The following is a 22,355-nucleotide window of genomic DNA, read 5'->3' on the forward strand; positions in this document are numbered from 1 at the left end:
AGCCTGAACCTTGCCTAAACGGCGCCCACGCGGCGCCGTTTTTTTTTCGCCTTCATCCATTCTGTGAAGTTATACTTTGCACAATTTCACGGCACAGAGGAGCCCACATGTCCAGCACTGCCAGCGTCAGGTTACGCCCATTGGAACGGGACGATCTGTCGTTCGTCCACCAGATGGACAACAATGCCAGCGTTATGCGCTATTGGTTTGAAGAACCCTACGAAGCCTTTGTCGAGCTTTCCGATCTCTACGACAAACACATCCACGATCAGAGCGAGCGCCGCTTTATCATCGAGCACGAAGGCGCCAAGGTCGGCCTGGTGGAGCTGGTGGAGATCGATCACATCCACCGCCGCGCAGAGTTCCAGATCATCATCGATCCCGCCCACCAGGGCAAAGGCTATGCCAGCACCGCCGCCCGCCTGGCGATGGACTACGGCTTCTCGGTGCTGAACCTGTACAAGCTGTACCTGATCGTCGACAAAGAGAACCCGAAGGCGATCCACATCTACAGCAAGCTGGGCTTCAACGTGGAAGGCGAGCTGATCGACGAGTTCTTCGTCAACGGCGAATACCGCACCGTGCTGCGCATGTGCATCTTCCAGCCGCAATACCTGGCGAAGTTCAAAACGCCCAATGATAAGCCGCTGGTGAAGTGACGGTCAGCAAGAAAAAGAGAAAACCCGCGCAGGCGGGTTTTTTATTGGGAAATAAGTGGCTAGTATTAAGGCATGCTATTTTATCGTCAGGAAATAGTCTGATGAATGCGGAAATAAATAATATTTCCCGAGATAATTAATCGAACAATAATTCATATTGATAGTAAGAGTTACCCTCTACCTCTACAAAGGAAAATATAATGACGACCATCTCAAACCTGCTGCTTTTTATCGGTCTGGTCATGTTCGCCATAACCGCCGGCCTAAATACCTATAGCGGCTACGCCTCCGCAGATCCCAATAGCGCCCCGCTGTTTTCCCCGCTCTGGTGGACGCGCTGGTTCCCACTCTACGCCTCGGGCGGTGTGTTGTTGCTGGTGGGGTTGGTGCTGCGGGTTTCGGGGCGGGGACGATAAAAAAACAAAAACGGCTCCGAAGAGCCGTTTCTGTGTGTGGGTCAGGTCCAATCTTCATAGCCGCTATCATGGATCCAGACGATGCCGCCGGGGCATTCCTCTGTCAGAAACCAGAATCCGTCGAAAGCATCGGCATCCATTTCCTCTTGATTTTTTGGGAACTTTTCGCGATACAGTGCAATCTGCTCATCGACACTTCCCTCCAGGAATTTGCCTCTGCTAGCTAACTTTATTTTCCCATCTTGCATAAGTCGATGTAGGAGCTCTAAAAAATAAGCCTCTCTCTCTTCATACGACATCACAGCTTTTTCAAAGTTATCAGCTCTCATGGCTGACCACACCGTACCAATAGATGTTCCTTCTAGCTCATAACTAAACAACTTGTATTCTTCATCGCTATACAGCATGTGAAATCCTCATCGAAACTTTATTTCAATTCTCTTTTTAACCTTTCCTTGCAGAGCCTCTAGGCTATCGTTGCCAATAATATCAATAGTCCAACGAGCTTTTGTCTTCTCATCGCTACTTGAATACTTCCTCAGATTGATAGTTACACCATCTTTTTTTGCATAATAAACCATGCCTAAGGGAGTCTTTTTCTCTTCCAATGGCACCGCACCAGCCAGCGATTGGGCATAGTCGATGATCTCTCGATCAGAGAGCTTACCCGTCGCAAATACTTTTGTTGTTCCGGACTTGTTGCCGCCACCCTCACCTAACACCGGCTCAAACTGCTGACCAAACACGTTCAGCTTACTTTCGTTCTGTTTCGGGTCAAACACCTTGACCAACTGGTTAGTGTTAGCTTTCTGCATGGCCCGCAGATAATCTGCCGTTTTAGTCGACAAATTCGCCCCGGCTACCGTTTCTCCTTTGATAAAATCGGCAACCGGCTGAGTGTTGAGCGTTTTTGTTTTGTATAATTCATCGGAAGCGTTCACCAGCTGTCGGCTCAACTTCCTCACGCTGTCTTCGGTTTTCCCCAGAATCAATGTGCTGCCGGTGGTTATGGCGCCAGTACCAATAATCGCCTCTGGTGCCACAATATCCGCCGCATAAATACCGGCTTGGTTCAGGCAAAGCGCGGGGTTAGTTTTGCAACCGGCAATCGCCAATCGTGCCGCCAGAACCAATTCTGGCGCAGCTCCCACCAGCGTCATTCCCCCCGCAGCAAGTACCAGACCGCCGCCACCTACGGTCGCCACTATTGCGGCAGCTTCTCGGCGAGCCACAACACGTTTTGCCGCAGCAACATCACCTTTATCAGCGGCCAAAATGTCTTTCTGATTATCCAGCGCATACTGCATCAACATATGTTCGGTCATGTTGTAGCGATAAATCGACTGCGCGCTGTCCGCAGCACTGTAGGCGCCTTCCGGCGTATGCGTTGTCAACGCCCCGGTCAAAGCCCCGATCACTCGTGCCGTTTGCTCTTTTACTTCATTGCCGTTTAGCGCTTCCTGCAAACGGTAGAGCTGGCGTTCCTTTTCGTTGAGATTGGCCGGTTCGAACAGCGTGCTCTGCATCACGACCCCGGCCAGCTCCGCCGCCAGCGCTCCTGCAGCAGCCCCTTTACCGTCACCGCGCCCGATTTCCGCGGCGATGCCCGCCACAACCGCATGGCTGACTGACTTCCCGGCGGTACCCAGAACGTCGCCGTTATCCCCGATCAGATTGGCGCCCTCGGCCTGAACCTGGCTGCCGATGTTCGCCAGCAGCGCATTGGTCAGGTTGTCCTTGAAGCTGCCGCCGTTGATGGCGGTATTCAGGCTGGAGCTGATGACCGATTGCCCGGCCACCCGCTGCGCCACCTTGCTCCAGTCGCCGTTGCTCAGCTGCGGCAGTTTGACGTTGTTTGGATTGAGCGGTTTGCCCGCCGCGTCCTTGCTCCAGCCCATCGCGCTGTCGAAACCGTTGAGCGCGCCGCCGATCGCCATCGCCGTGGCGGTCGCCTTGACGTTCTCATTGCTGCCCAGCGCCTGCAGGGTTTTCGACAGGTTGCCCCGATTCTCCACCAACGCCACCGCCGCCTGGGAGGCCAGCGAAGACATCCCGGCGGTGACCGCCCCGCTGGTTACCGCCCCGCCGCCCACGGCGCCGGAAACGCTGGAGGCCGCCGTGGCCGCCAGTGAACTGCCTGCGGTCACCGCCGCGGCCGCGATGGCGATCACCGCCGCCACCGCCGGGTTCAGGTGCTGGCTCTTGTAATCCCAGCTGTCGTAAGCGTCTTTGACCTTGCTCCACTGCACGTCGTTGCGCTTGTTCAGATCTTTGACCCAGGTGGTGCCCGGCGTATTGCCCAGGGCGTCGATGGCGCTTTGCAGCGCCTGGCCGTTTTTCACCTTCACATCGGCGCTGACGCCCTTGGCGGCCTCTACGGTCAAGGCGCCACCGGTATGAATGCTCGGCAGCACCCACTTATTGTCTTCGTACCCTTTATTGGCCTGCTTGATAAAGAAGCCTTTCGAATTGCTGACGGTCTGTTCGAAAGAGGTGTTTTTCACCGCGCGGAAGTTAACCTGGCCACGGGAGCTGGTCAGGCGTGCGTTTTGCCCAGCGGCGATTTTGCTGGCTTCATAGGTGCTGTCGTCGCGGCTCATCAGCGTGATATTGCCGGCGGCGGTAAACTCGGTAACCTTGTTGGTCACGTCATGGCGGGTCTGCTTAACCTCGGTTTTCTTGCCCCACCATTTGCGCTTGGTTTCCTTTTTCTCGAAGTGGCTGGACTCTTCCATCGCCTGGGCGTAGAGATAGCCGCCCTTGGCGGCGATATCCAAGGAACCGGTGCGGATCGCCAGTTCACGATTTCGAGCATCTTCCTGCTCTTTACGTTGTCTTTCCGCATCATGTTGGCGCTGTTTTGCTGCCAGAGCCACGTTAAGTTGATTTTCGGCATCATTTTTTTCTTTCGTCTGTTGTAGAGTCTGCTGCTGGGCCTGGTCAAATGCATGTTGGGATGCATTTAGCGCACTTTGCGCGTTATTTATCGCATTCTGGCGGTCTATTAAACGCTGACGAATCTTGTCATATTCTTCTATGGTCGCTTCTTTTATCGCGTTACCGACTTTGACGCCGTCTTGAGTCGGTGCAGTGACATCTCCCCATTGAAGGACATTATTAACAAACGCCCGGCCCCCTTCTCGTAATAACCGCTCGAGGTGTGCCTGATTATCAATCAATGCCGAAGCGTCAAAGTGAACACCCCCTCCGCTATAAACCGGCACTGAAACGAACCGGGATGATGATGACGTAATTGGATGTGCGGCAGCATCAAATAACGACAAGGTATCAGGGTGCTGACGTGCGCTACCCAATGCGTGTTTACTTGCATTTAGTTGGTTTTCGGTCTTAGACCTATTATTTATCGTCTGTTCAAGTCGCTGCCTAGCCTCCTGAACCCGGCGTTCAGCCATTGAAAATGCAGAGTCAACCCCAGAAAGGTCGATAGAAATACCTATCTGTCCAAGTTGTCCCTTAGACAGGAGTTTGGTGGCCTGAAAGAGAATGCTGCCGCCGGCAATCACCGTCATAAGGCCGCCGGCATTCAGCTCGGTGCCCTGCTGAGTACGGGTTTCGGTGAACTCGTTGCCGCCCTCGCGGTAAGTGTGATTTTGCACCGCCTCGAAACGCATATCGCCGCCGGAGGTCAGCGTCATGTTGGCGCCGGAGGTCAGCCTGGCGCCGTAAGTCAGCAGTTGGTTATTCGCCGACGCGGTCAGGTTTTTACCCGCGCTGAGGGCTGTGACCACATGGCGGTCGTCTTTGTTGTTGTCGTTGGCGGCATCAATGGCGGAATAGGCCAGGTTCGACAACCATAGATTCTGCCCGGCCAGCAGCGTGATATTGCCGTTAGCGGAGAGCGCGCCGCCCTGGGTGCCGATGTCGCGGGCCGAGTTAATCAGCAAATTGCCGCCGGCGTGTACCCGGCTACCCAGTTCAGGCGTGCGGGACACAGGGAAAAGCGCATTGAATCGGCCGTCAAGTTCACGGTAGTTAAGATCGGCGTTATGGGCGGCTAACAGCGTAACGTCCTTGTCCGCATTAATCTTGGCGCCGCGGAGCGCCAGATAGCCACCGCTATTGAGCAGAACCGAACCCGTTGCCCTCATTTGGCCACTGGCCAACAGCTGGTTGAAGTATTCCTGCCGTTTAGCCGGAGAAACCGGCCCCCCCAATAGCGCCCCCTCCAACAACGCGCTGTTTTTTACGATTGCAATGCTGCCGTTAGCCGTCATGGCGATATTGCGACTTTGCGGCGCCAGCAGCGTATTCAGCAACGTAATGGTACTGCCAGCCGTGAGAGACAGATCGCGTGAAGCCTCAAGGCTGCCCAACCAACGCGAACCGTCAGGGCGGAAGTAGTGAGGTTTCTCGCTGGAATGTATCTTTATCTCACCGTTTTTGGCGTTTAGCGTGACGTCCTGCCCTTTCAGCTCACTTTGCCAGGCGTCGATGGCGTTGACCGCCGTCAGAGACAGCTCTTTTCCGGCGGCCAAAATGCCTTGCCCAAGAACAATCCGATCTTCGGCAATCGCGGTGATATTGCCGTCGGCACGAATCGCATCAGTACCGACGATGTTTTTGGCATGCAGCAGAACATTCCGTGCCTTTAGCGACTCTGGCCTGCCGGAGGTGACCACTTCATTCAGCTGATTTTCATGAGGCGTCGGCGTACTGATCTCTATCTTATTTTTAAAATCCGCAGTGAGATTATTGCCGGCGGTAATCGATGATTTTTGCTGCCCCTTTGCTCGCCAGACGACAAGTTCCTGCTGCTTGGTATAAGGCGCTTTTTCCGTGACATACAGCAGATCCCAATCTCCGGGAGGCGCATCTTCGTCACGGGCAAACGCCCCAACGCCAAACGTGTTCGTTCCCAGACGCCAGTACCGATCTTTCTGGCCGAGTTGAATGCTCTTTACGGTAAAATCGTTCCCCGTCAGGATCAGATCTTTGGCCGCGCTGATATTCGACTGATCGTTCCATAACGTTGTCGCGTTGATATAAGCGTTGTTGCCTGAATTTATCACCCCCGGCGCCTGCGATTTCACCAGAAGATACTCGTCTTTCCCCACATTAACCTTGTCGCCTTTCGACAGGTTGATTTCGCCAAACCAACTGCCGATGCCAAAGTCCTTCAGTTCAGGCTCCAGCAGCACAATAGCGTCAACACCTTGCCGTGAGTCGTAATAACTTCCTACCAAGGATTTATTGAACGCTTTAGAGTTAGCGGGAGTATTTTTCCAAACGGCTTGAACCTCTTGCCTGACATTGGTCAAATTCTCCGTGCGTATAACCAAGTCACCGCTGTTGGTCTGAATGCGTGCAGAGCGGTTTTCTATCTGTTTGGCTTTATTCCCCTGAGCGTCTTTCTGAATCCAGAGATTATTGTTGCTATGCAATGCCGTGTTGTCGCCATCACGTAGTGCCACATTGCGTACCGTATCGGCAAACACCCGCATATCGCGATGCGCCGTAACATTGCCGTTGTTATTGAGCGTATCGGCAGCCATTGTCACGTCACGTTCACCGCGCACCTTAACACCCGATGAGATATGAATTTCCCTGGCGCTGGCGTTCAAGTCTGTCGCTGCCTGTGTATTGCCCAACTCAATCCGCCCGCTAACGCTCAGCGTAATATCCCGCTGTTTGCTGGTGAGGTCTTTCAGGTTAACCCCTACCCCATCCTCATTGGCCACCAGGCGGATTTTGTTGGCGTACATGCCGCCCAGTGCCTTGGTGTCCACCGCCAACACTGGTTTGGCGCCTTCGCCGGCGATCGGCTTGATGGTGCCGTCTTTAAAACTGATGCGGTTAGCGCCCTGGGTCAGCGACAGGTTTTGCGCGTTGATTTTGCCGTTCAGCTCGGTGGCGCGGCTGATGATGTCAACATAGTCGGCGCCGCTGCCGTCCAGCCCTTTACCGCCGATGGTGACGCCGCCTTTTTTTACCTCCAGCGCCTCCAGCGCGCCCTGCTTGTCGAACTGCGGTTTGCCGGTGGTTAACGTCACGCCCGGCGCGTTGATAAAGCCGCAGCCGTTGCAGGTGATGCCATTCGGGTTGGCGATCATCACGTTGGCTTTGTTGCCGAACACCTCGAGCTTGCCCTGCAGCTCGGAACGACTGCCGCCGATCACCTCATTAATGATCAATTCCGCCGGCTTTCCCTTCAGGTAGGTGTTGCCCTGCGCGCTGTAGATTTCCACGCCCAGCTGCGTTTTGCCCCCGTGCGTGGCGTTATTCAATACGGCGCCCTGTGGCCCAACGTTGAAATCTTTATAGGTGTTGTGGGAGATACCCGCGCCGTTCGGCGTGGCGATATTCACCACCGGTACGTTGCCCGGCTTGATAACCACCTGCGTATTGCCGTTAGCGGCGGTAATGCCGGCGGCGAACGCCGGGTGCAACGGCTGGAAAGCCGTCAGGTAGATCAGCAAATAGCTGGCGCCCCGCGCCAAAGGGGAAGTGGACTTATCCATATTCATTCCTTCGAAAGGATGTTGTTTTGAACGCCGAGGCGCTCCTGCTGTGTGCTGGCGTTATAACGTGACGGTGGCTTGCCAGTAGGCCACCCAACGATCCGGTTGCAGGCTGTCTGGGTGCGTCAGCGGTTTACCGATGGTGACCGCCTGATTGAACCAACGGCCGTTTAACGTCGCGCTCAGCGCCGCGCCGGTGACGCTGCCGCCGTCTATCAGACCGGCGCGCCCCTGCAACCAACCGGCGTCTAACGCGCCGGTGAAAGAAAGCTCTCCCAGCCCCGGCAACGTCCGCCATTGCCAGTTGAGTTCATTGCGCCAGTAGGCGCCGCGATTGCCGGTCAGGTACTGCTCTTTAAAGCCACGCACCGAGTATTGCCCGCCAATGGAAATGCGCTCGCCGGCATACAGGTTGTCTGCGCTGGTTTGCCCATAGGCCGAGGTCAGGTAATAGAGAGAGGGGGCGAGCGGATAAAAGTAGCTGGCGCTGAGGCCAAGCTTGCGGAACTCGCTGCGCGGCGCCCCGTCGCGCTCAGGATCGTCGGCGGTGGCGCCCAGCATGCGCAGCCCGCGGCTTACCGTCGGGTTCAGCGTCATATAGCCGCCGCCCGCAGCCGCACTGTAATTGAGGCCCAGGCTGGCGACGCTGAGCGTCGGGCTGCTGACGCCCAACCGTTCCCCCGCCAGCTTATTTTCCGTGGTACGCCGCGCCAGCCCGATATCGACGGCCAGCTTGCGTTTGCCATCCCGCAGCAACGTGCGGTTGGCGCCCAGACGCTGGGTCTGGTTGTTGCCCTGATAGCGGTAAGCCGCGCCGTTGAACGGCACCCGCTGGAAAAAATCGTTCCAGGCGTACTGGTAACTGAACAGCCAATAGCCGTAGGGTAAGGTGACGCCGCCGTTCAGGCTGCGGCTGCGGTAATGCGGGCTGAAATCGTTATTGCGCGCTGCGGAAAGCGACCATTGATCGGCGAGGCGCAGCGGGTTATCCAGCGTGAAGGCGGCGTTCATCTGCCCGGTGCCGGTGCTTTTCTGGCCGCTGTTGTCGGCGCCGAAAGAGAAAGAGACCGGCGCGCGCCGGGCGCCACGCAGCAAAACCACGTTGGAAAAACCGGGTTGTTCGCCGGGTTGAATATCGATAGCCACCTGTTGCGATGGCAGGCGGTTGAGCTGCTCCATGCCCTGCTCAATATCGCGCAGATTCAATACGTCGCCAACCAGGCCGGGAAACGCCATTTTCAGCGCCAGCGTCTGCTCGCCGTTCTGCGTGATGGATTCGATTCGCCCTTCGCTGGCGCTCACGGTCAATACGCCGCGGGAGATATCCTGCTCCTGCAGCCAGGCCTGCGAGGTGACATAGCCGCGTTGCAGATAAGCATTGGTGGTTTCGCGCACCAGACGGTTGATGTGCTCTAGCGTCAGGCAGCGCCCTTGATACGGGCGAGCCAGGCTTTCCTTCACCGACCAGGAAAGATGTTCGGCGCCCTGAAAAACGATTTGCCTCACCGGCTGGCAAACCGCCCCTGCGGCGGCCGACACAGGCAGCGGCAAGGCCGGCAACTCAACGTTATTTTGCAGCGCCTCGCGTTGCTGCTGCGCCTGTTCCAGCAACGTTTTCTGCTGCTGGGTAATGCTGTCGCGGTCAGCAGGGCTGGTGATTTCCGCACACCACGCCGGAGCGCAGAGCGCCAAGAGTGCAGGCCAAATCCCGGGCTTCCATGCACACATTTAAACACATCCATTTACGTTAGTTTACATAGTTTATCGAAGTATATACATTTTACGCCGACGATCAATGATAATGAGAATTGTTTTTGTTTGATCGGGTTCACAACGTGGTTAAACATCAGGAATATATTTTGTCGAGCTTGCCGCCACATTTCCTGATGGCGGATATTATTAACACATGAATTAAAAACCCAAATAATTACCAATAATAAATTCAAGAGTTAAATAATACGCACAATATCGCTAAACATAAAAAATAAAGTTTACAAAATTAACCCGCCGTCTTACCGTGATATTTTGTTTAATGCAATTATTCATGAAAGCCATAATTTACAACTAACCAATCAAGAACCTCGGACAATATCAGGATTTCCTAATGCCAGAACGTGATATAGAACTGTTTATTCGTGATTACGTTAATGATATCAAAGCCGGCAGCGCCGCGCTGTTTGCCGGCGCCGGGCTGTCCATACCCGCCGGCTTTGTCAGCTGGAAAGAGCTTATCGGTGATATCGCTTATGAATTGGGGCTGGATATAGAAAAAGAAAGCGACCTTATTTCTCTGGCTCAATATCATCTCAATGAAAAAGGCAACCGGCATAAGATAAATCAAAAAATAATTACAGAATTCGCTGAGCAAGCGGAAGAAACTGAAAATCATCGGATCATTGCCAGATTGCCGATAGCGTCACTCTGGACAACCAACTACGACGATCTGATTGAAAAAACCTATGCCCGTTATAATCGCGTCTGCGACGTTAAAACCACGCCGGAAAGTCTGACCAACAATATTCACAAGCGCGATGTTGTCTTATATAAAATGCATGGTGATTATAGAACACCCAACCAGGCGATTATCACCCGCGAACAATACGAAACTTACTCCCGTACACACCTTCCTTTTATCAACATGCTGATGGCGGAGTTGACCGCCAAAACCTTCCTGTTTATCGGTTTCAGCTTTGAAGACCCCAACCTGCAATACGTATTGAGTCGCCTTTACGCGCAGTACGGCGAAGGGAAAAGAAACCACTACTGCATCATGCGGCGCGTTCAGCCTGGCGACAGCGGCAGCGAGGATCAGGCGTCTTATGATTACAACAGCCGAAAACAAAGCCTGATGATCAACGATCTGCGCCGTTACGGCATTCAAACGCTGCTGGTGGAGGACTATCGGCAAATCACCGACCTGCTGTATGCCATCGAAACGCAATTCAAGAAAAGCACGGTGTTTATCTCCGGCAGCGCCGACAACTACCACCCCTATGCCCGTGAAGAGTCCATCCAGTTCATACACCGCCTGGCGCGCCTGCTTATCCGCAAACAGTACCGCATCGTCAACGGCTTCGGTTGGGGCGTGGGCACGGCGGTGATCAACGGCGCATTGGAAGCCATTTACGCCAGCGGGGGGAAAATCAGCGAAAGCCAGCTGGTATTGCGCCCTTTCCCCCAATTCGCCAGCGGGAGCATTACGCTGCCGGCACTTTGGCACGAATACCGCCAGAACATGATTTCGCTCAGCGGCATCGCAGTCTTTTTGTTCGGCAACAAGCGTGACGCCGAAGGCGAATGCGTACTGGCCGACGGTTTATTGAAAGAGTTCCACATCGCTGCGGAACAAGGCTGCGTCTGCATTCCTATCGGTTGTACCGGCGGCGCATCCGCCGAGATCTACCGAAAAATCAAGGAGGAGATGAAAGACACCCTCTATCACCGCCATCCCGTCGCCATGAACCTGCTGGATCAACTTAACGAGCCGGGCAGCCTGGCGGAGAAGAAAACATGCCTGTTGGCACTTATCGATATCATTACTAAGGATAATCCTCGATGACCAGAAAATGTTTTTACAGTTTCCATTATGAGCCGGACAACTGGCGCGCTTCTCAGATACGCGAAATGGGCTCGCTGGAAGGTAACCGGCCGGCCACGGATAACGATTGGGAGGAAGTGAAAAAAGGCGGTGACGACGCCATCGCCGCTTGGATCAAAGGCCAGTTGGACAATCGGAGCTGCGCCGTGATTCTCGCGGGTAAAGATACCGCCAATCGCAAGTGGATCAATTTCGAAATCTGCGAAGCCTGGAAGAAAGGCATGGGCGTGCTGGTGGTGTATATCCATAACCTGAAAGACAGCGCCGGCGAACAAGCCCGAAAAGGCAACAACCCGTTGGATCATATCAAGCTGGGGGATAGAAAGCTTTCCGGAATCGCCAAAGCCTATGATCCGCCTTATTTGACCAGCACCAATGTCTATAATCACATCAAGGAAAATCTGGCGGAGTGGGTAGAAGAAGCGATCCGCATTCGCGAAAATTACTGACGGCCGCCCTAAAGACGAAAGGCTGCATTATCCCGCAGCCTTTCGTTCGCTAGGGGGGCGGCACGTCGCTCACCCATACCGCCCGGTAATATAATCTTCGGTGCGGCGCTGGCGCGGCGAGGTGAAGATGGCGTCGGTGTCGTTGTACTCCACCAGCCGCCCCTGATGAATAAAGGCGGTGTAGTCGGAGACGCGCGCCGCCTGCTGCATGTTGTGCGTCACCAGCACCACGCTGTAACGCTGTTTCAGCGCGGAAATCAGCTCCTCGATGGTCAGCGTGGAGATCGGATCCAGCGCCGAGGTCGGCTCGTCGAGCAGCAACACTTCCGGCTCGATGGCGATGGCGCGCGCGATCACCAGGCGCTGCTGCTGGCCGCTGGACAAGCGGAACGCATTTTCGCGCAGCCGATCCTTCACCTCATGCCACAGCGCGGCGGCGCGCAGCGAACGCTCCACCGCTTCATCCAGCAAGCGCCGGTCGCGCACGCCCTGCAGCCGCAGGCCGTACACCACGTTTTCATAGATCGATTTCGGGAACGGGTTCGGCCGCTGGAACACCATGCCCACCCGCCGCCGCAGCGCCGCCACGTCAATCTGCGCGCCGGAGATCGCCGCGCCGTTCAGCTGCAGATCGCCCTCGATGCGGCAGTTGTCCACCAGATCGTTCATGCGGTTGAAACAGCGCAGCAGCGTCGATTTGCCGCAGCCCGAAGGGCCGATCAGGGCCGTCACCCGGTGCTTCGGAATGCGCAGCGAAATGTCGTGCAGCACCTGTTTGTCGCCATAAAACAGGTTCAGTCCGTTGACCGCCAGCGCGGTCTGTTCATCGTCGAGATGCTGGACATCCAGCCGGGGCAAACTGCCTGGCGTCATCAAACCCATTACGCACTCCCCAAAAATAGCGTCATTGTTACTGCGACCATGCTCGGTACCGCTCCCTCAGCGAATGGCGGATACCCATCGCCGCCAGATTCAAACTCACCACGATCGTCACCAGCAGGAAGGCGGTGGCGAACACCAGCGGCCGCGCCGCCTCTACGCTCGGGCTCTGGAATGCCATATCGTAGATCTGGAAGCTCAAATGCATAAACTTCCGTTCCAGGTGCAGATACGGGAAAATCTCGTCCACCGGCAGCACCGGCACCGATTTCACTACCCCCACCAGCATCAGCGGCGCCGTCTCCCCGGCGGCGCGCGCCACCGCCAGAATCAGGCCGGTCATCATCGCCGGCGCCGCCATCGGCAGCACGATGCGCCACAGCGTCTCGGCCCGGCTGGCGCCCAGCGCCATCGAGCCCTGCCGCAGCGAGGTGGGAATGCGCGACAGCCCTTCCTCGGTGGCGACAATCACCACCGGCAGCGTCAGCAGCGCCAGCGTCAGCGCCGCCCACAGCACGCCGGGCGTGCCGAAGGTCGGGTTGGGCAAGGATTCAGGATAGAACAGCTGGTCGAGCGTGCCGCCTATCATATAAACGAAAAAGCCGAGGCCGAAGACGCCGTAGACGATCGAGGGCACGCCGGCCAGGTTGACCACCGCGATGCGGATCACCCGCGTCAGCAGATTGTTGCCGGCATACTCGTGCAGATATACCGCCGCGATCACGCCAAACGGCATCACCACGATCGACATCAGGATCACCATCAACACCGTGCCGAAAATGGCCGGGAACACCCCGCCTTCGGTGTTCGCCTCGCGCGGGCTGTCGGTGAGGAACTTCTTCACCTGCTCGCCCCAGTGCGCCAGCTTCTCGCTGGTGTTCATGGCGTTCGGGTACCAGGCATCGCGCACCTGGCTGAGCGGAATGGTCAACGTCTGGCCATGCATATCGCGCAGCAGCAGCGCATCGCGCTGGCGATCGCGGTTCAGCCCCGCCAGGCGTTCGGACAGCAGCTGGTATTGCCGCTGCAACTCCAGCCGCTCGGCCTTGATGGCGTCCTGCGCGCGGGCATCCAGCTTATCGTCGCGCTGCAGGCGCTTTTCCCGCAGCCGCAGCGCGTCAAACTGCTGATTGATGCGCGCCATATCGCGAAATTGAATGTCGTGCGCCTGGCGCGAGAGCGCGGCGATTTGCGGCAGCCGCTGCTGCAACGCCTGCCCCAGATTGCGGCCGGTCAGAGGTTGCCCGTCCTCCAGCAGCCCCGCCAGATAGCCGTAAGCGGTGCCGTGGCTGTCGCGCTCCAGCACCAGCAGGCTGCGCGGCGTGCTTTGGCTGCGGATGTCGCTGGCCAGCAGCGTGCGGAAATCCTGCCCCTCGCGCTCGCGGTTACCGACCTTGATCAGATAGCGTTCGACGCTTTGCGCCTCGCCCGGCGGCGTCACACCCGCCTCCGTCAGCTGGCGGCGCGAAATGCTTTGCTGTTGATACAGCTCGCCGATCACCGTCACCGGCCCGGCGCCGTTCTGATTCAGCTCGAACTGATAAACCGGGCTCGGCCAGAAATAGCGCATCCCCTGCCCGGCCAACAGCAACAGAATGCCGATCAGCGCCAACAGGCTGACGGCCACCGAACCGGCGGTGAGCCAAATCCACGGCGACCCGCTCTTCACCCAGTTCTTCATGGCGCCTCCTGATTCGGCGTGTAGCGCTTGCGCAGCCGCAGGCGCACCGCCTCCGCCAGCGTGTTGAACACGAAGGTGAAGATAAACAGCACCAGCGCGGTCAGGAACAGCACGCGGTAATGGCTGCTGCCGGAGACCGCCTCCGGCATTTCGATGGCGATATTGGCCGCCAGCGCTCGCAGCCCCTGGAACAGGCTGCCGTCGATAATTGGCGTATTGCCGGTGGCCATCAGCACGATCATGGTTTCCCCCACCGCGCGGCCAAAGCCGATCATCAGCGCGGAGAAAATCCCGGCGCTGGCGGAAGGCAGCACCACCTTGATCACCGTCTGCCATTGGGTGGCACCCAGCGCCAAAGAGCCCTGGCTCAGGGTAGCCGGCACGCTGAACAGCGCGTCCTCCGCCAGCGAGAAGATGATCGGCACCAGCGCGAAGCCCATCGCCACGCCCACCACCAGCGCATTGCGCTGGTCGTAATTATCCCCCAGCCAGAAATGCAGCGGCTCACCGAACAGCGCCACCTCCAGCCGCGGCCCCAGGCTGAGCGCCAGCCACACCGTCAACGCCAGCAGCGGCAACAGCAACAGCAGATCGACACCCGGCCGGCAGCGCGGCATAAAGCGGTGGGTCAATGCGCCGCACAGCAGCACCGCCGCCGCCAGCAGCAGCGGCAACGCCAGCACCGCCAACAGGTATTGCTCGATGATCGGCGCCAGCCAAATGCCGGCCACCAGCCCGATCACCACCGTCGGCAGCGCGCCCATCACTTCGATAGCCGGTTTGATCACCCGCCGCAGCCCCGGCGTCATAAAATAAGCGGTATAGATAGCGCCGGCCAGCGCCAGGGGAATGGCGAACAGCATCGCGTAAGCCGCCGCCTTGAAGGTGCCGAAGATCACCGGCATCAGGCTGAATTTCGGTTGATAACTGTCTTCGCCGGAGGTGGACTGCCAGACGTAGGCCGGCTGCGGGTAGTTCTCATACCACACCTTGCCCCACAGCGAACGCCAGGTGACGTCCGGATACGGATTGTCGAGCGCATAGCGCTGCCAGCCCTGCGCGCTCTCCAGCAGCAGGCCATCGCCGCGCGGCGCGAACGCCATCTGCCGCACCTCGGCGCCCAAGCGGGCATTCAGCAGCGGCTGCGGCTGAATGGCGGAGAACAGCGAAAAACCGCCGTCGGGCCGCAGGGTGGCGAACACCCGGCGGTAAGGCTCGGCCACCGTCAGCTCCCGCCCGTCGGCGCCGTGGTCGAAATGCTGCACTGCCGTCAGGCGCCAGCGCCGATCTTTTTCCACCTCAAACCACTCGCGCAGATTGCCGTCGGCGCCCTTGATCAGCAGCGCGCTGCCGCCGGGCAGCGCCGTCATCTGATACGGGGCATGTTCGCCAAGGGTACGCGTTTCACGCAGCTGCAGCTGCGCGCCGTCGATCTGATAACGCGCCAGCCGGTTGCCGGTCAGCAGGTAAAGCTGGCGGCCATCCGGCGTCAGCACCAGTTGCTCAGCATCATGTTCCAGCGGGCGCTCGCTGAACTGCGGCGGCCGGTCGGGGCTGAAACGGCCGAACACCAGGCGCCGATCGTCGGTCACCCCGGCCAGCAGATACTGCCCGCGATGCGCATCCGCCAGCGTCATCAGTTTCAGCGGCTTGCGCTGTGGATCCAGCGCCAACGGCTGCTGCCCGAGCGGGAACAGCCACTGCGGCCGGCCGGTCTCCGCCGTTGCGAAATCCGCGCGCGCCACCACCAAGCGGCCGTCGGCCTGCGCCAGCGCAAACAGATCGCGCTCTCCGGCGGCCTGCGCGAGCAGCGCCGGCTTGGCCAACAGCGTCTGCTGCGCCAGCGGCGCCTGGGGCTGGCCGTTCGGGGTCGGCGTCAGGCGATAAAATTGCCCCGCGCCCTGCGCGTCAATGCGGTAACCGACGCGCTGCTGCACGTCCATGCCCAGCGCCAGCGCCGGGGCCGACGCCGCGATCGGCAGCGGCTGCGCCTGGCCGAGCGAGGCCGGTTTGAACAGCGGCAGCACCGCAAACAGCAGATAAACGAAGATCAGCATCAACGTCATCAGCACCATCAGCCCGCTGGCGGTCACTGCCGCCTGCACGCCGCGGTCGATGCGCCCGCGCATGCGATCTCGGGGATGTTGATTGGCCGTCGTCTGTGTCATGTGTCTCGCTGTCGCTGATGTAATCGGGCTTGCGCCGTAAGATAACCGGGCATCTTATGTCAGTTTTATGACGTTTGCATGACAAAGTTACCCTGCTTTGCCCAGGTTTTTTACACTGCAAACAGACAATATGGCGTCGGTATATTGCTGAAAAATGAACGTAAACACGCTTAATATCACTAAAAATGAGCCTGCTAATCGTCATTTCATGCTACTCACTTCACTGCCGGGCGTCCCGCCTCGGCGAAAATTTATTGCCGCCGAAAAATGCCGCGCGCCAACGCAATGGATATGTTGGACTTTCCTGTCAATCTCTCGCAATAATGATCAAGGACACTAGAGCGGCATCCGGGCGCTGCGTCCCGGATCCTATTCTAAATTTGAACTGGAGTGGCAATGGGTCAGGAAAAGCTCTACATCGAAAAAGAACTAAGCTGGTTATCCTTTAATGAACGCGTGTTGCAGGAAGCCGCAGATAAGAGCAATCCCCTGATTGAACGTATGCGTTTTCTGGGCATTTACTCCAACAACCTCGACGAATTCTATAAAGTCCGCTTCGCCGATCTCAAACGGCGCATCCTGATCAGCGAAGAGCAAGGCTCCGCCGGCGCCTCGCGCCACCTGCTGAAAAAGATCCAGGCCAAGGTGCTGAAAACCGATCAGGAGTTCGACGGCCTGTATAACGATCTGCTGCTGGAAATGGCGCGTAACCAGATCTTCCTGATCAACGAACGCCAGGTGTCCGAGAACCAGCAAATCTGGCTGCGGCAATATTTCAAACAGCATCTGCGCCAGCACATCACGCCGATCCTGATCAATCACGACACCAATCTGGTGCAGTTCCTGAAAGACGATTACACCTATCTGGCGGTGGAGATCATCCGCGGAGCGCGCATCGACTATGCGCTGCTGGAGATCCCGTCCGACAAGGTGCCGCGCTTCGTCAATCTGCCGCCGGAAGCGCCGCGCCGCCGCAAGCCGATGATCCTGCTGGACAACATTCTGCGTTACTGCCTGGACGATATCTTCAAGGGCTTCTTCGACTACGACGCGCTCAACGCCTACTCGATGAAAATGACCCGTGACGCGGAGTACGATCTGGTGACCGAAATGGAATCCAGCCTGCTGGAACTGATGTCCTCCAGCCTGAAACAGCGCCTGACCGCCGAGCCGGTGCGCTTCGTGTATCAGCGCGACATGCCGAACGAAATGGTGGAACTGCTGCGCGGCAAGCTGGGCATTTCCAACTACGATTCGGTGATCGCCGGCGGCCGCTACCACAACTTCAAAGATTTCATCAGCTTCCCGAACGTCGGCAAGGCCAACCTGGTCAACAAGCCGCTGCCGCGCCTGCGCCACATCTGGTTCGACGGTTTCCGCAACGGCTTCGACGCCATTCGCGAAAAAGACGTGCTGCTCTACTATCCGTACCACACCTTCGAGCACGTGCTGGAGCTGCTGCGCCAGGCGTCGTTCGATCCGAGCGTGTTGGCTATCAAGATCAACATCTACCGGGTGGCGAAAGATTCACGCATCATCGAATCGATGATCCACGCTGCGCACAACGGCAAAAAAGTCACGGTGGTGGTCGAGCTGCAGGCGCGCTTCGACGAAGAAGCCAACATTCATTGGGCGAAGCGCCTGACCGAGGCCGGCGTACACGTGATCTTCTCCGCGCCGGGCCTGAAAATCCACGCCAAACTGTTCCTGATTTCACGCCGTGAAGGCGATGAAATTGTGCGCTATGCTCATATCGGCACCGGCAACTTTAACGAAAAAACCGCGCGCATCTACACCGACTATTCGCTGTTGACCGCCGACTCACGCATCACCAACGAGGTGCGTCGGGTGTTCAACTTTATCGAGAACCCCTACCGGCCGGTCACCTTCGACAACCTGATGGTGTCGCCGCAGAACTCGCGCCTGAAGCTGTATGAGCTGATCGACAACGAAATCGCCAACGCCCAGGCCGGGGAACAGGCCGGCATTATGTTGAAAATTAATAATCTGGTGGATAAAGGGCTGGTAGATCGGTTATATACCGCGTCCGGCGCCGGCGTGAAGATCCGCCTGCTGGTGCGGGGCATGTGTTCCCTGATTCCCAACCTGCCGGGGATCAGCGACAATATTCAGGTGATCAGCATCGTCGATCGCTTTTTGGAACACGACCGGGTTTACGTTTTCGACAATAAAGGTGACAAACGGGTGTATCTGTCCTCCGCCGACTGGATGACCCGCAACATAGATTACCGTATCGAAGTGGCGGTATCGCTGCTGGATCCGGCGCTGAAACAGCGCGTTCTGGACATTCTGGAGATCCTGTTCAGCGATACGGTCAAGGCCCGTTATGTGGATAAAGAACTGAGCAACCAGTACGTGCCGCGCGGCAACCGCCGCAAAGTGCGTGCCCAGGTGGCTATTTACGAGTATTTAAAAGCTCTGGAACAACCAGGACAGTAGGCCAGCAACTATGCCGCTAAAAAACACTGCAACGAACAAACCGCAGGAAATCGCCGCCATCGACCTCGGGTCGAACAGTTTCCACATGGTGATCGCCCGCGTCGTCAACGGCGCCTTACAGGTATTGGGCCGTTTAAAACAGCGGGTGCATCTCGCCGACGGATTGGACAGCAACAACGTACTCAGTGAAGAGGCGATAGAACGCGGCCTGGCCTGCCTGGCGCTGTTTGCCGAACGGCTGCAGGGCTTCCCGGCGGATAACGTCACCATCGTCGGGACGCACACCCTGCGTCAGGCGGTGAACGCCGAAGTGTTCCTCAAGCGCGCCGCCAAAGTGATCCCCTACCCGATCGAAATCATCGCCGGCCAGGAAGAAGCGCGTCTGATCTTCATGGGCGTGGAGCACACTCAGCCGGAGAAAGGCCGCAAGCTGGTGATCGACATCGGCGGCGGATCCACCGAGCTGGTGATCGGCGAAGACTTCGAGCCGCTGCTGGCGGAAAGCCGCCGCATGGGCTGCGTCAGCTTCGCCCAGCTGTTCTTCCCGGGCGGCGAGATCAGCAAAAACAACTTCCGCCGCGCGCGGCTGGCGGCGGCGCAAAAATTGGAAACGCTGGCCTGGCAGTACCGCATTCAGGGCTGGCAGTACGCGCTGGGCGCCTCGGGCACCATCAAGGCCGCCCACGAAGTGCTGGTGGCGATGGGGGAAAAAGACGGTCTCATCACCCTGGATCGCCTGGAAATGCTCGCCGAACAGGTGCTGCAGTTCAAAAGCTTCAGCTCGCTGAGCCTGCCGGGGCTGTCGGAGGATCGCCAATCGGTGTTCGTGCCGGGGCTGGCTATCCTGTGCGGCGTGTTCGACGCGCTGGCGATCCGCGATCTGCGCCTGTCCGACGGCGCGCTGCGCGAAGGCGTGCTGTATGAAATGGAAGGCCGCTTCCGCCATCAGGACATCCGCAGCCGCACCGCCAAGAGCCTGGCCGATCACTACAACATCGACCGCGAGCAGGCCAAGCGGGTGCTGGAAACCACCGAGCTGCTCTACTCGCAGTGGATGGCGCAAAACACCAAGCTGGCGCATCCGCAGCTGGAAGCGCTGCTGAAATGGGCCGCCATGCTGCACGAGGTGGGGCTGAGCATCAACCACAGCGGCATGCACCGCCATTCGGCCTACATTCTGCAAAACTCCAACCTGCCTGGCTTCAACCAGGAACAGCAGCTGCTGCTGGCGGCGCTGGTGCGTTTCCACCGCAAGGCGATCAAGCTCGAAGAGCTGCCGCGCCTCAACCTGTTCAAGAAGAAGCACTACCTGCCGCTGATCCAGCTGCTGCGTCTGAGCACCCTGCTCAACAACCAGCGTCAGTCGACCACCACGCCGGAAACGCTGCGCCTGACCACCGACGACAACCACTGGACGCTGCGCTTCCCGGCCGGCTACCTGGCGCAGAACAACCTGGTGCAGCTCGATTTCGAGCGCGAGCAGGCCTACTGGAACGACGTCGTCGGCTGGAAGCTGCTGATCGAAGAAGAAGGCTCGCAAAACGAACAGCGCTCCGCCTGATCCCCCGCCCCCTGCCAGACAGGGGGTTTTTCTTTCCGCCCTCGCCCCGTCAACCTAAACGAAGCCCTAATACGCCGCCCCACACGCCGGAAAAAAATGGACAACTTTTGTCATCAGCGCCTAAAATCCGCTTACAAATTCACGAGCGAATAACACAGGACACCGGCATACCGGGTGATATATGCGCAAGAAAACCACCGGACAGATGACGAAGATAGTGTTGTTTATCAGCTTTATCATTTTAGTCGGCCGACTGCTGTACGCCGCCGTGGTGGCGGTGCCTCATCATCAGGAAAAAAAGCAGGCCGCTGCGCAAAACGCCGCCGAAGTCAGCGCGCCGCAACAGGACGCCTCCTCTGAATAACCGCCGCACCCCGGCCGTTTCATAAAAATGACGCCGGCACCCGCTATGCTCTATCTTTTAATGAGCCTGCGTCAGGAACGCCGAGCGCCCGTAAAGGAACACCATGTCAGCCGCAACCCATAACGTCAAAAAAGTCGCTGAATACCGCCAGCGCATTCTCACTCTGCTGTTGAACAATAAGGAGTTGGTCGACGGCATTCTCGGCCGGCCAGGGGATGAACACGCCCTCAGCCAAAGCGAACTGCTGAACCAGACGGCGGAAATCACCGGTCTGTTGGACGATATGCACGCCGCCGACCTGGCGGACCTGCTGGAGGCGCTGCCGCAGGACGAACGTATGGCGCTGTGGCGGCTGGTGGGCAACAGCAAGCGCGGCCAGACGCTGGTGGAGGTCGCCGAACCGGTCTGGGACAGCCTGATCGAGGAAATGAGCGACAAAGACCTGCTCAAAGCGATCAAAACGCTGGACGTCGACGAACAGGCCTACCTGGCGCAATACCTGCCGCGTAACCTGATGGGCCGGTTGCTGACCTCGCTGGAGCCGGAGCAGCGCGCCCAGGTGCGCGAGATGAGCCAGTACGCCAAAGACAGCGTCGGCTGGATGATGGATTTCGAACTGGTGACGGTGCGGCCGGACGTCACGCTCGGCGCGGTGCATCGCTTCTTGCGCATGCGCAAAACCATTCCCGACGCCACCGATAAACTGTTCGTCACCGATCGCAAAAACACCCTGTTGGGCGAGCTGCCACTGACCGCAGTGCTGCTGAACGATCCGGAGATCCCGGTGCGCGAAGTGATGGACAGCGATCCCGCCACCTTTCAGCCCGAAGACAAGGCCGATGAAGCGGCCGGCGCGTTCGAACGTTACGACCTGATCAGCGCCCCGGTGGTTGACGCCAAGGGCAAACTGATGGGCCGCCTGACCATCGAAGAGATCGTCGACGCCGTCAACGAAGAGAGCGACACCAACCTGCGTCGCATGGGCGGTTTGAGCCCGGAAGAAGACGTGTTTGCCCCGGTCAGCAAGGCGGTCAAGACCCGCTGGGCCTGGCTGGCGATCAACCTCTGCACCGCATTCATCGCCTCGCGGGTGATCGGCCTGTTCGAACACACCATTTCCCAGCTGGTGGCGCTGGCGGCGCTGATGCCGATCGTCGCCGGCATCGGCGGCAACACCGGCAACCAGACCATCACCATGATCGTGCGCGCGCTGGCGCTGCACCAGATTGAAGTCGGCAACATCTCGCGCCTGATGCTCAGAGAGCTGGGCGTCGCCATCATCAACGGCGTGGTGTGGGGCGGCATCATGGGCGTCATCACCTGGCTGCTGTACGGCGACGCGGCGATGGGCGGCGTGATGACGCTGGCGATGCTGCTCAATCTGCTGCTGGCGGCGCTGATGGGCGTAGTGATCCCGATGACCATGCTCAAAGTGGGCCGCGATCCGGCGGTCGGCTCCAGCGTGCTCATCACCGCGCTGACCGATACCGGCGGCTTTTTCATCTTCCTCGGCCTCGCCACCCTGTTCCTGCTGTAATACGCGAAAAGCCGGCCGCGCGCCGGCTTTTTCGCCATTCTGTCGCCGGGTTTGCGTTAACGCAGTAAAGTCGGCCATCCCGGTAGGTTTTCCTCTCGCGCTGT

General features: G+C 58.0%; 14 protein-coding genes. 8 read left to right on the plus strand and 6 right to left on the minus strand.

Features of this window, described 5'->3' with window-relative positions; translation table 11 throughout:
* Positions 1 to 107 precede the first annotated feature (107 nt).
* Together speG and ACJ8IM_RS21655 are read left to right on the plus strand one after the other, a co-directional pair.
* Positions 108 to 659, plus strand: coding sequence for a spermidine N1-acetyltransferase (speG, locus tag ACJ8IM_RS21650; protein ID WP_004941631.1), 552 nt, complete (start codon positions 108 to 110; stop codon positions 657 to 659).
* Positions 660 to 859: 200 nt separating this feature from the next.
* Positions 860 to 1,075, plus strand: coding sequence for a hypothetical protein (locus ACJ8IM_RS21655; RefSeq protein WP_033654576.1), 216 nt, complete (start codon positions 860 to 862; stop codon positions 1,073 to 1,075).
* Positions 1,076 to 1,116: 41 nt separating this feature from the next.
* Here ACJ8IM_RS21655 and ACJ8IM_RS21660 read toward each other — a convergent pair whose 3' ends face one another.
* Genes ACJ8IM_RS21660 through ACJ8IM_RS21670 form a run of 3 tightly spaced genes read right to left on the minus strand, consistent with a single transcriptional unit; the run spans position 1,117 to position 9,282 of the window.
* Positions 1,117 to 1,482, minus strand: a complete 366-nt coding sequence (locus ACJ8IM_RS21660) for a DUF596 domain-containing protein (RefSeq protein WP_033654575.1) — start codon at positions 1,480 to 1,482, stop codon at positions 1,117 to 1,119.
* Between the two features lie 9 nt (positions 1,483 to 1,491).
* Complete coding sequence (locus ACJ8IM_RS21665; RefSeq protein WP_033654574.1) at positions 1,492 to 7,554, minus strand: DUF637 domain-containing protein; 6,063 nt, start codon at positions 7,552 to 7,554, stop codon at positions 1,492 to 1,494.
* 60 nt (positions 7,555 to 7,614) lie between these two features.
* On the minus strand, positions 7,615 to 9,282 hold the full coding sequence (locus ACJ8IM_RS21670; protein WP_033654573.1) for a ShlB/FhaC/HecB family hemolysin secretion/activation protein: 1,668 nt from the start codon (positions 9,280 to 9,282) through the stop codon (positions 7,615 to 7,617).
* 376 nt (positions 9,283 to 9,658) lie between these two features.
* On the opposite strand from ACJ8IM_RS21670, the gene ACJ8IM_RS21675 reads away from it, so the two are divergent.
* Both ACJ8IM_RS21675 and ACJ8IM_RS21680 read left to right on the plus strand, forming a co-directional pair.
* Positions 9,659 to 11,113, plus strand: a complete 1,455-nt coding sequence (locus tag ACJ8IM_RS21675; protein ID WP_033654572.1) for an SIR2 family protein — start codon at positions 9,659 to 9,661, stop codon at positions 11,111 to 11,113.
* Positions 11,110 to 11,601, plus strand: coding sequence for a TIR domain-containing protein (locus tag ACJ8IM_RS21680; RefSeq protein WP_033654571.1), 492 nt, complete (start codon positions 11,110 to 11,112; stop codon positions 11,599 to 11,601). Before ACJ8IM_RS21675 ends, ACJ8IM_RS21680 begins: the two co-directional genes overlap by 4 nt.
* A 69-nt stretch (positions 11,602 to 11,670) precedes the next feature.
* Here ACJ8IM_RS21680 and pstB read toward each other — a convergent pair whose 3' ends face one another.
* The 3 genes from pstB to ACJ8IM_RS21695 are packed head-to-tail and all read right to left on the minus strand — an operon-like array spanning position 11,671 to position 16,329.
* The gene (gene pstB, locus ACJ8IM_RS21685) at positions 11,671 to 12,483 is read right to left on the minus strand and encodes a phosphate ABC transporter ATP-binding protein PstB (protein ID WP_019452422.1); all 813 of its coding nucleotides are present in this window, start codon (positions 12,481 to 12,483) and stop codon (positions 11,671 to 11,673) included.
* A 28-nt stretch (positions 12,484 to 12,511) separates the two neighbouring features.
* A complete protein-coding gene (pstA, locus tag ACJ8IM_RS21690) occupies positions 12,512 to 14,161 on the minus strand; it encodes a phosphate ABC transporter permease PstA (RefSeq protein ID WP_033635525.1) in 1,650 nt (549 codons plus the stop codon).
* Positions 14,158 to 16,329, minus strand: coding sequence for an ABC transporter permease subunit (locus tag ACJ8IM_RS21695; RefSeq protein ID WP_033654570.1), 2,172 nt, complete (start codon positions 16,327 to 16,329; stop codon positions 14,158 to 14,160). Before ACJ8IM_RS21695 ends, pstA begins: the two co-directional genes overlap by 4 nt.
* A gap of 396 nt (positions 16,330 to 16,725) precedes the next feature.
* Between ACJ8IM_RS21695 and ppk1 the strand changes: the two genes are divergently transcribed.
* The 4 genes from ppk1 (at position 16,726) to mgtE (ending at position 22,251) form a co-directional block, all read left to right on the plus strand.
* The gene (ppk1, locus tag ACJ8IM_RS21700; protein WP_033648827.1) at positions 16,726 to 18,789 is read left to right on the plus strand and encodes a polyphosphate kinase 1; all 2,064 of its coding nucleotides are present in this window, start codon (positions 16,726 to 16,728) and stop codon (positions 18,787 to 18,789) included.
* Between the two features lie 10 nt (positions 18,790 to 18,799).
* Positions 18,800 to 20,350, plus strand: a complete 1,551-nt coding sequence (gene ppx, locus ACJ8IM_RS21705; protein ID WP_033635528.1) for an exopolyphosphatase — start codon at positions 18,800 to 18,802, stop codon at positions 20,348 to 20,350.
* A 181-nt stretch (positions 20,351 to 20,531) separates the two neighbouring features.
* Complete coding sequence (locus ACJ8IM_RS21710; protein ID WP_004941600.1) at positions 20,532 to 20,714, plus strand: YfgG family protein; 183 nt, start codon at positions 20,532 to 20,534, stop codon at positions 20,712 to 20,714.
* Between the two features lie 103 nt (positions 20,715 to 20,817).
* Positions 20,818 to 22,251, plus strand: a complete 1,434-nt coding sequence (gene mgtE / locus ACJ8IM_RS21715) for a magnesium transporter (RefSeq protein ID WP_033654569.1) — start codon at positions 20,818 to 20,820, stop codon at positions 22,249 to 22,251.
* Positions 22,252 to 22,355 lie beyond the last annotated feature (104 nt).

It is taken from the genome of Serratia sp. CY33525, assembly GCF_052169115.1.
Taxonomy (GTDB): Bacteria; Pseudomonadota; Gammaproteobacteria; order Enterobacterales; family Enterobacteriaceae; genus Serratia; species Serratia sarumanii.

Excerpts from the sequence above, each read along its gene's own strand:
- ACJ8IM_RS21710 (WP_004941600.1), top strand. The coding sequence starts at position 20,532 with ATGCGCAAGAAAACCACCGGACAGATGACGAAGATAGTGTTGTTTATC.
- ACJ8IM_RS21660 (WP_033654575.1), bottom strand. The coding sequence starts at position 1,482 with ATGCTGTATAGCGATGAAGAATACAAGTTGTTTAGTTATGAGCTAGAA.
- ppk1 (WP_033648827.1), top strand. The coding sequence starts at position 16,726 with ATGGGTCAGGAAAAGCTCTACATCGAAAAAGAACTAAGCTGGTTATCC.
- pstB (WP_019452422.1), bottom strand. The coding sequence starts at position 12,483 with ATGGGTTTGATGACGCCAGGCAGTTTGCCCCGGCTGGATGTCCAGCAT.
- mgtE (WP_033654569.1), top strand. The coding sequence starts at position 20,818 with ATGTCAGCCGCAACCCATAACGTCAAAAAAGTCGCTGAATACCGCCAG.
- ACJ8IM_RS21680 (WP_033654571.1), top strand. The coding sequence starts at position 11,110 with ATGACCAGAAAATGTTTTTACAGTTTCCATTATGAGCCGGACAACTGG.
- ACJ8IM_RS21695 (WP_033654570.1), bottom strand. The coding sequence starts at position 16,329 with ATGACACAGACGACGGCCAATCAACATCCCCGAGATCGCATGCGCGGG.
- ACJ8IM_RS21665 (WP_033654574.1), bottom strand. The coding sequence starts at position 7,554 with ATGGATAAGTCCACTTCCCCTTTGGCGCGGGGCGCCAGCTATTTGCTG.
- speG (WP_004941631.1), top strand. The coding sequence starts at position 108 with ATGTCCAGCACTGCCAGCGTCAGGTTACGCCCATTGGAACGGGACGAT.
- ppx (WP_033635528.1), top strand. The coding sequence starts at position 18,800 with ATGCCGCTAAAAAACACTGCAACGAACAAACCGCAGGAAATCGCCGCC.
- ACJ8IM_RS21655 (WP_033654576.1), top strand. The coding sequence starts at position 860 with ATGACGACCATCTCAAACCTGCTGCTTTTTATCGGTCTGGTCATGTTC.
- ACJ8IM_RS21675 (WP_033654572.1), top strand. The coding sequence starts at position 9,659 with ATGCCAGAACGTGATATAGAACTGTTTATTCGTGATTACGTTAATGAT.
- ACJ8IM_RS21670 (WP_033654573.1), bottom strand. The coding sequence starts at position 9,282 with ATGTGTGCATGGAAGCCCGGGATTTGGCCTGCACTCTTGGCGCTCTGC.
- pstA (WP_033635525.1), bottom strand. The coding sequence starts at position 14,161 with ATGAAGAACTGGGTGAAGAGCGGGTCGCCGTGGATTTGGCTCACCGCC.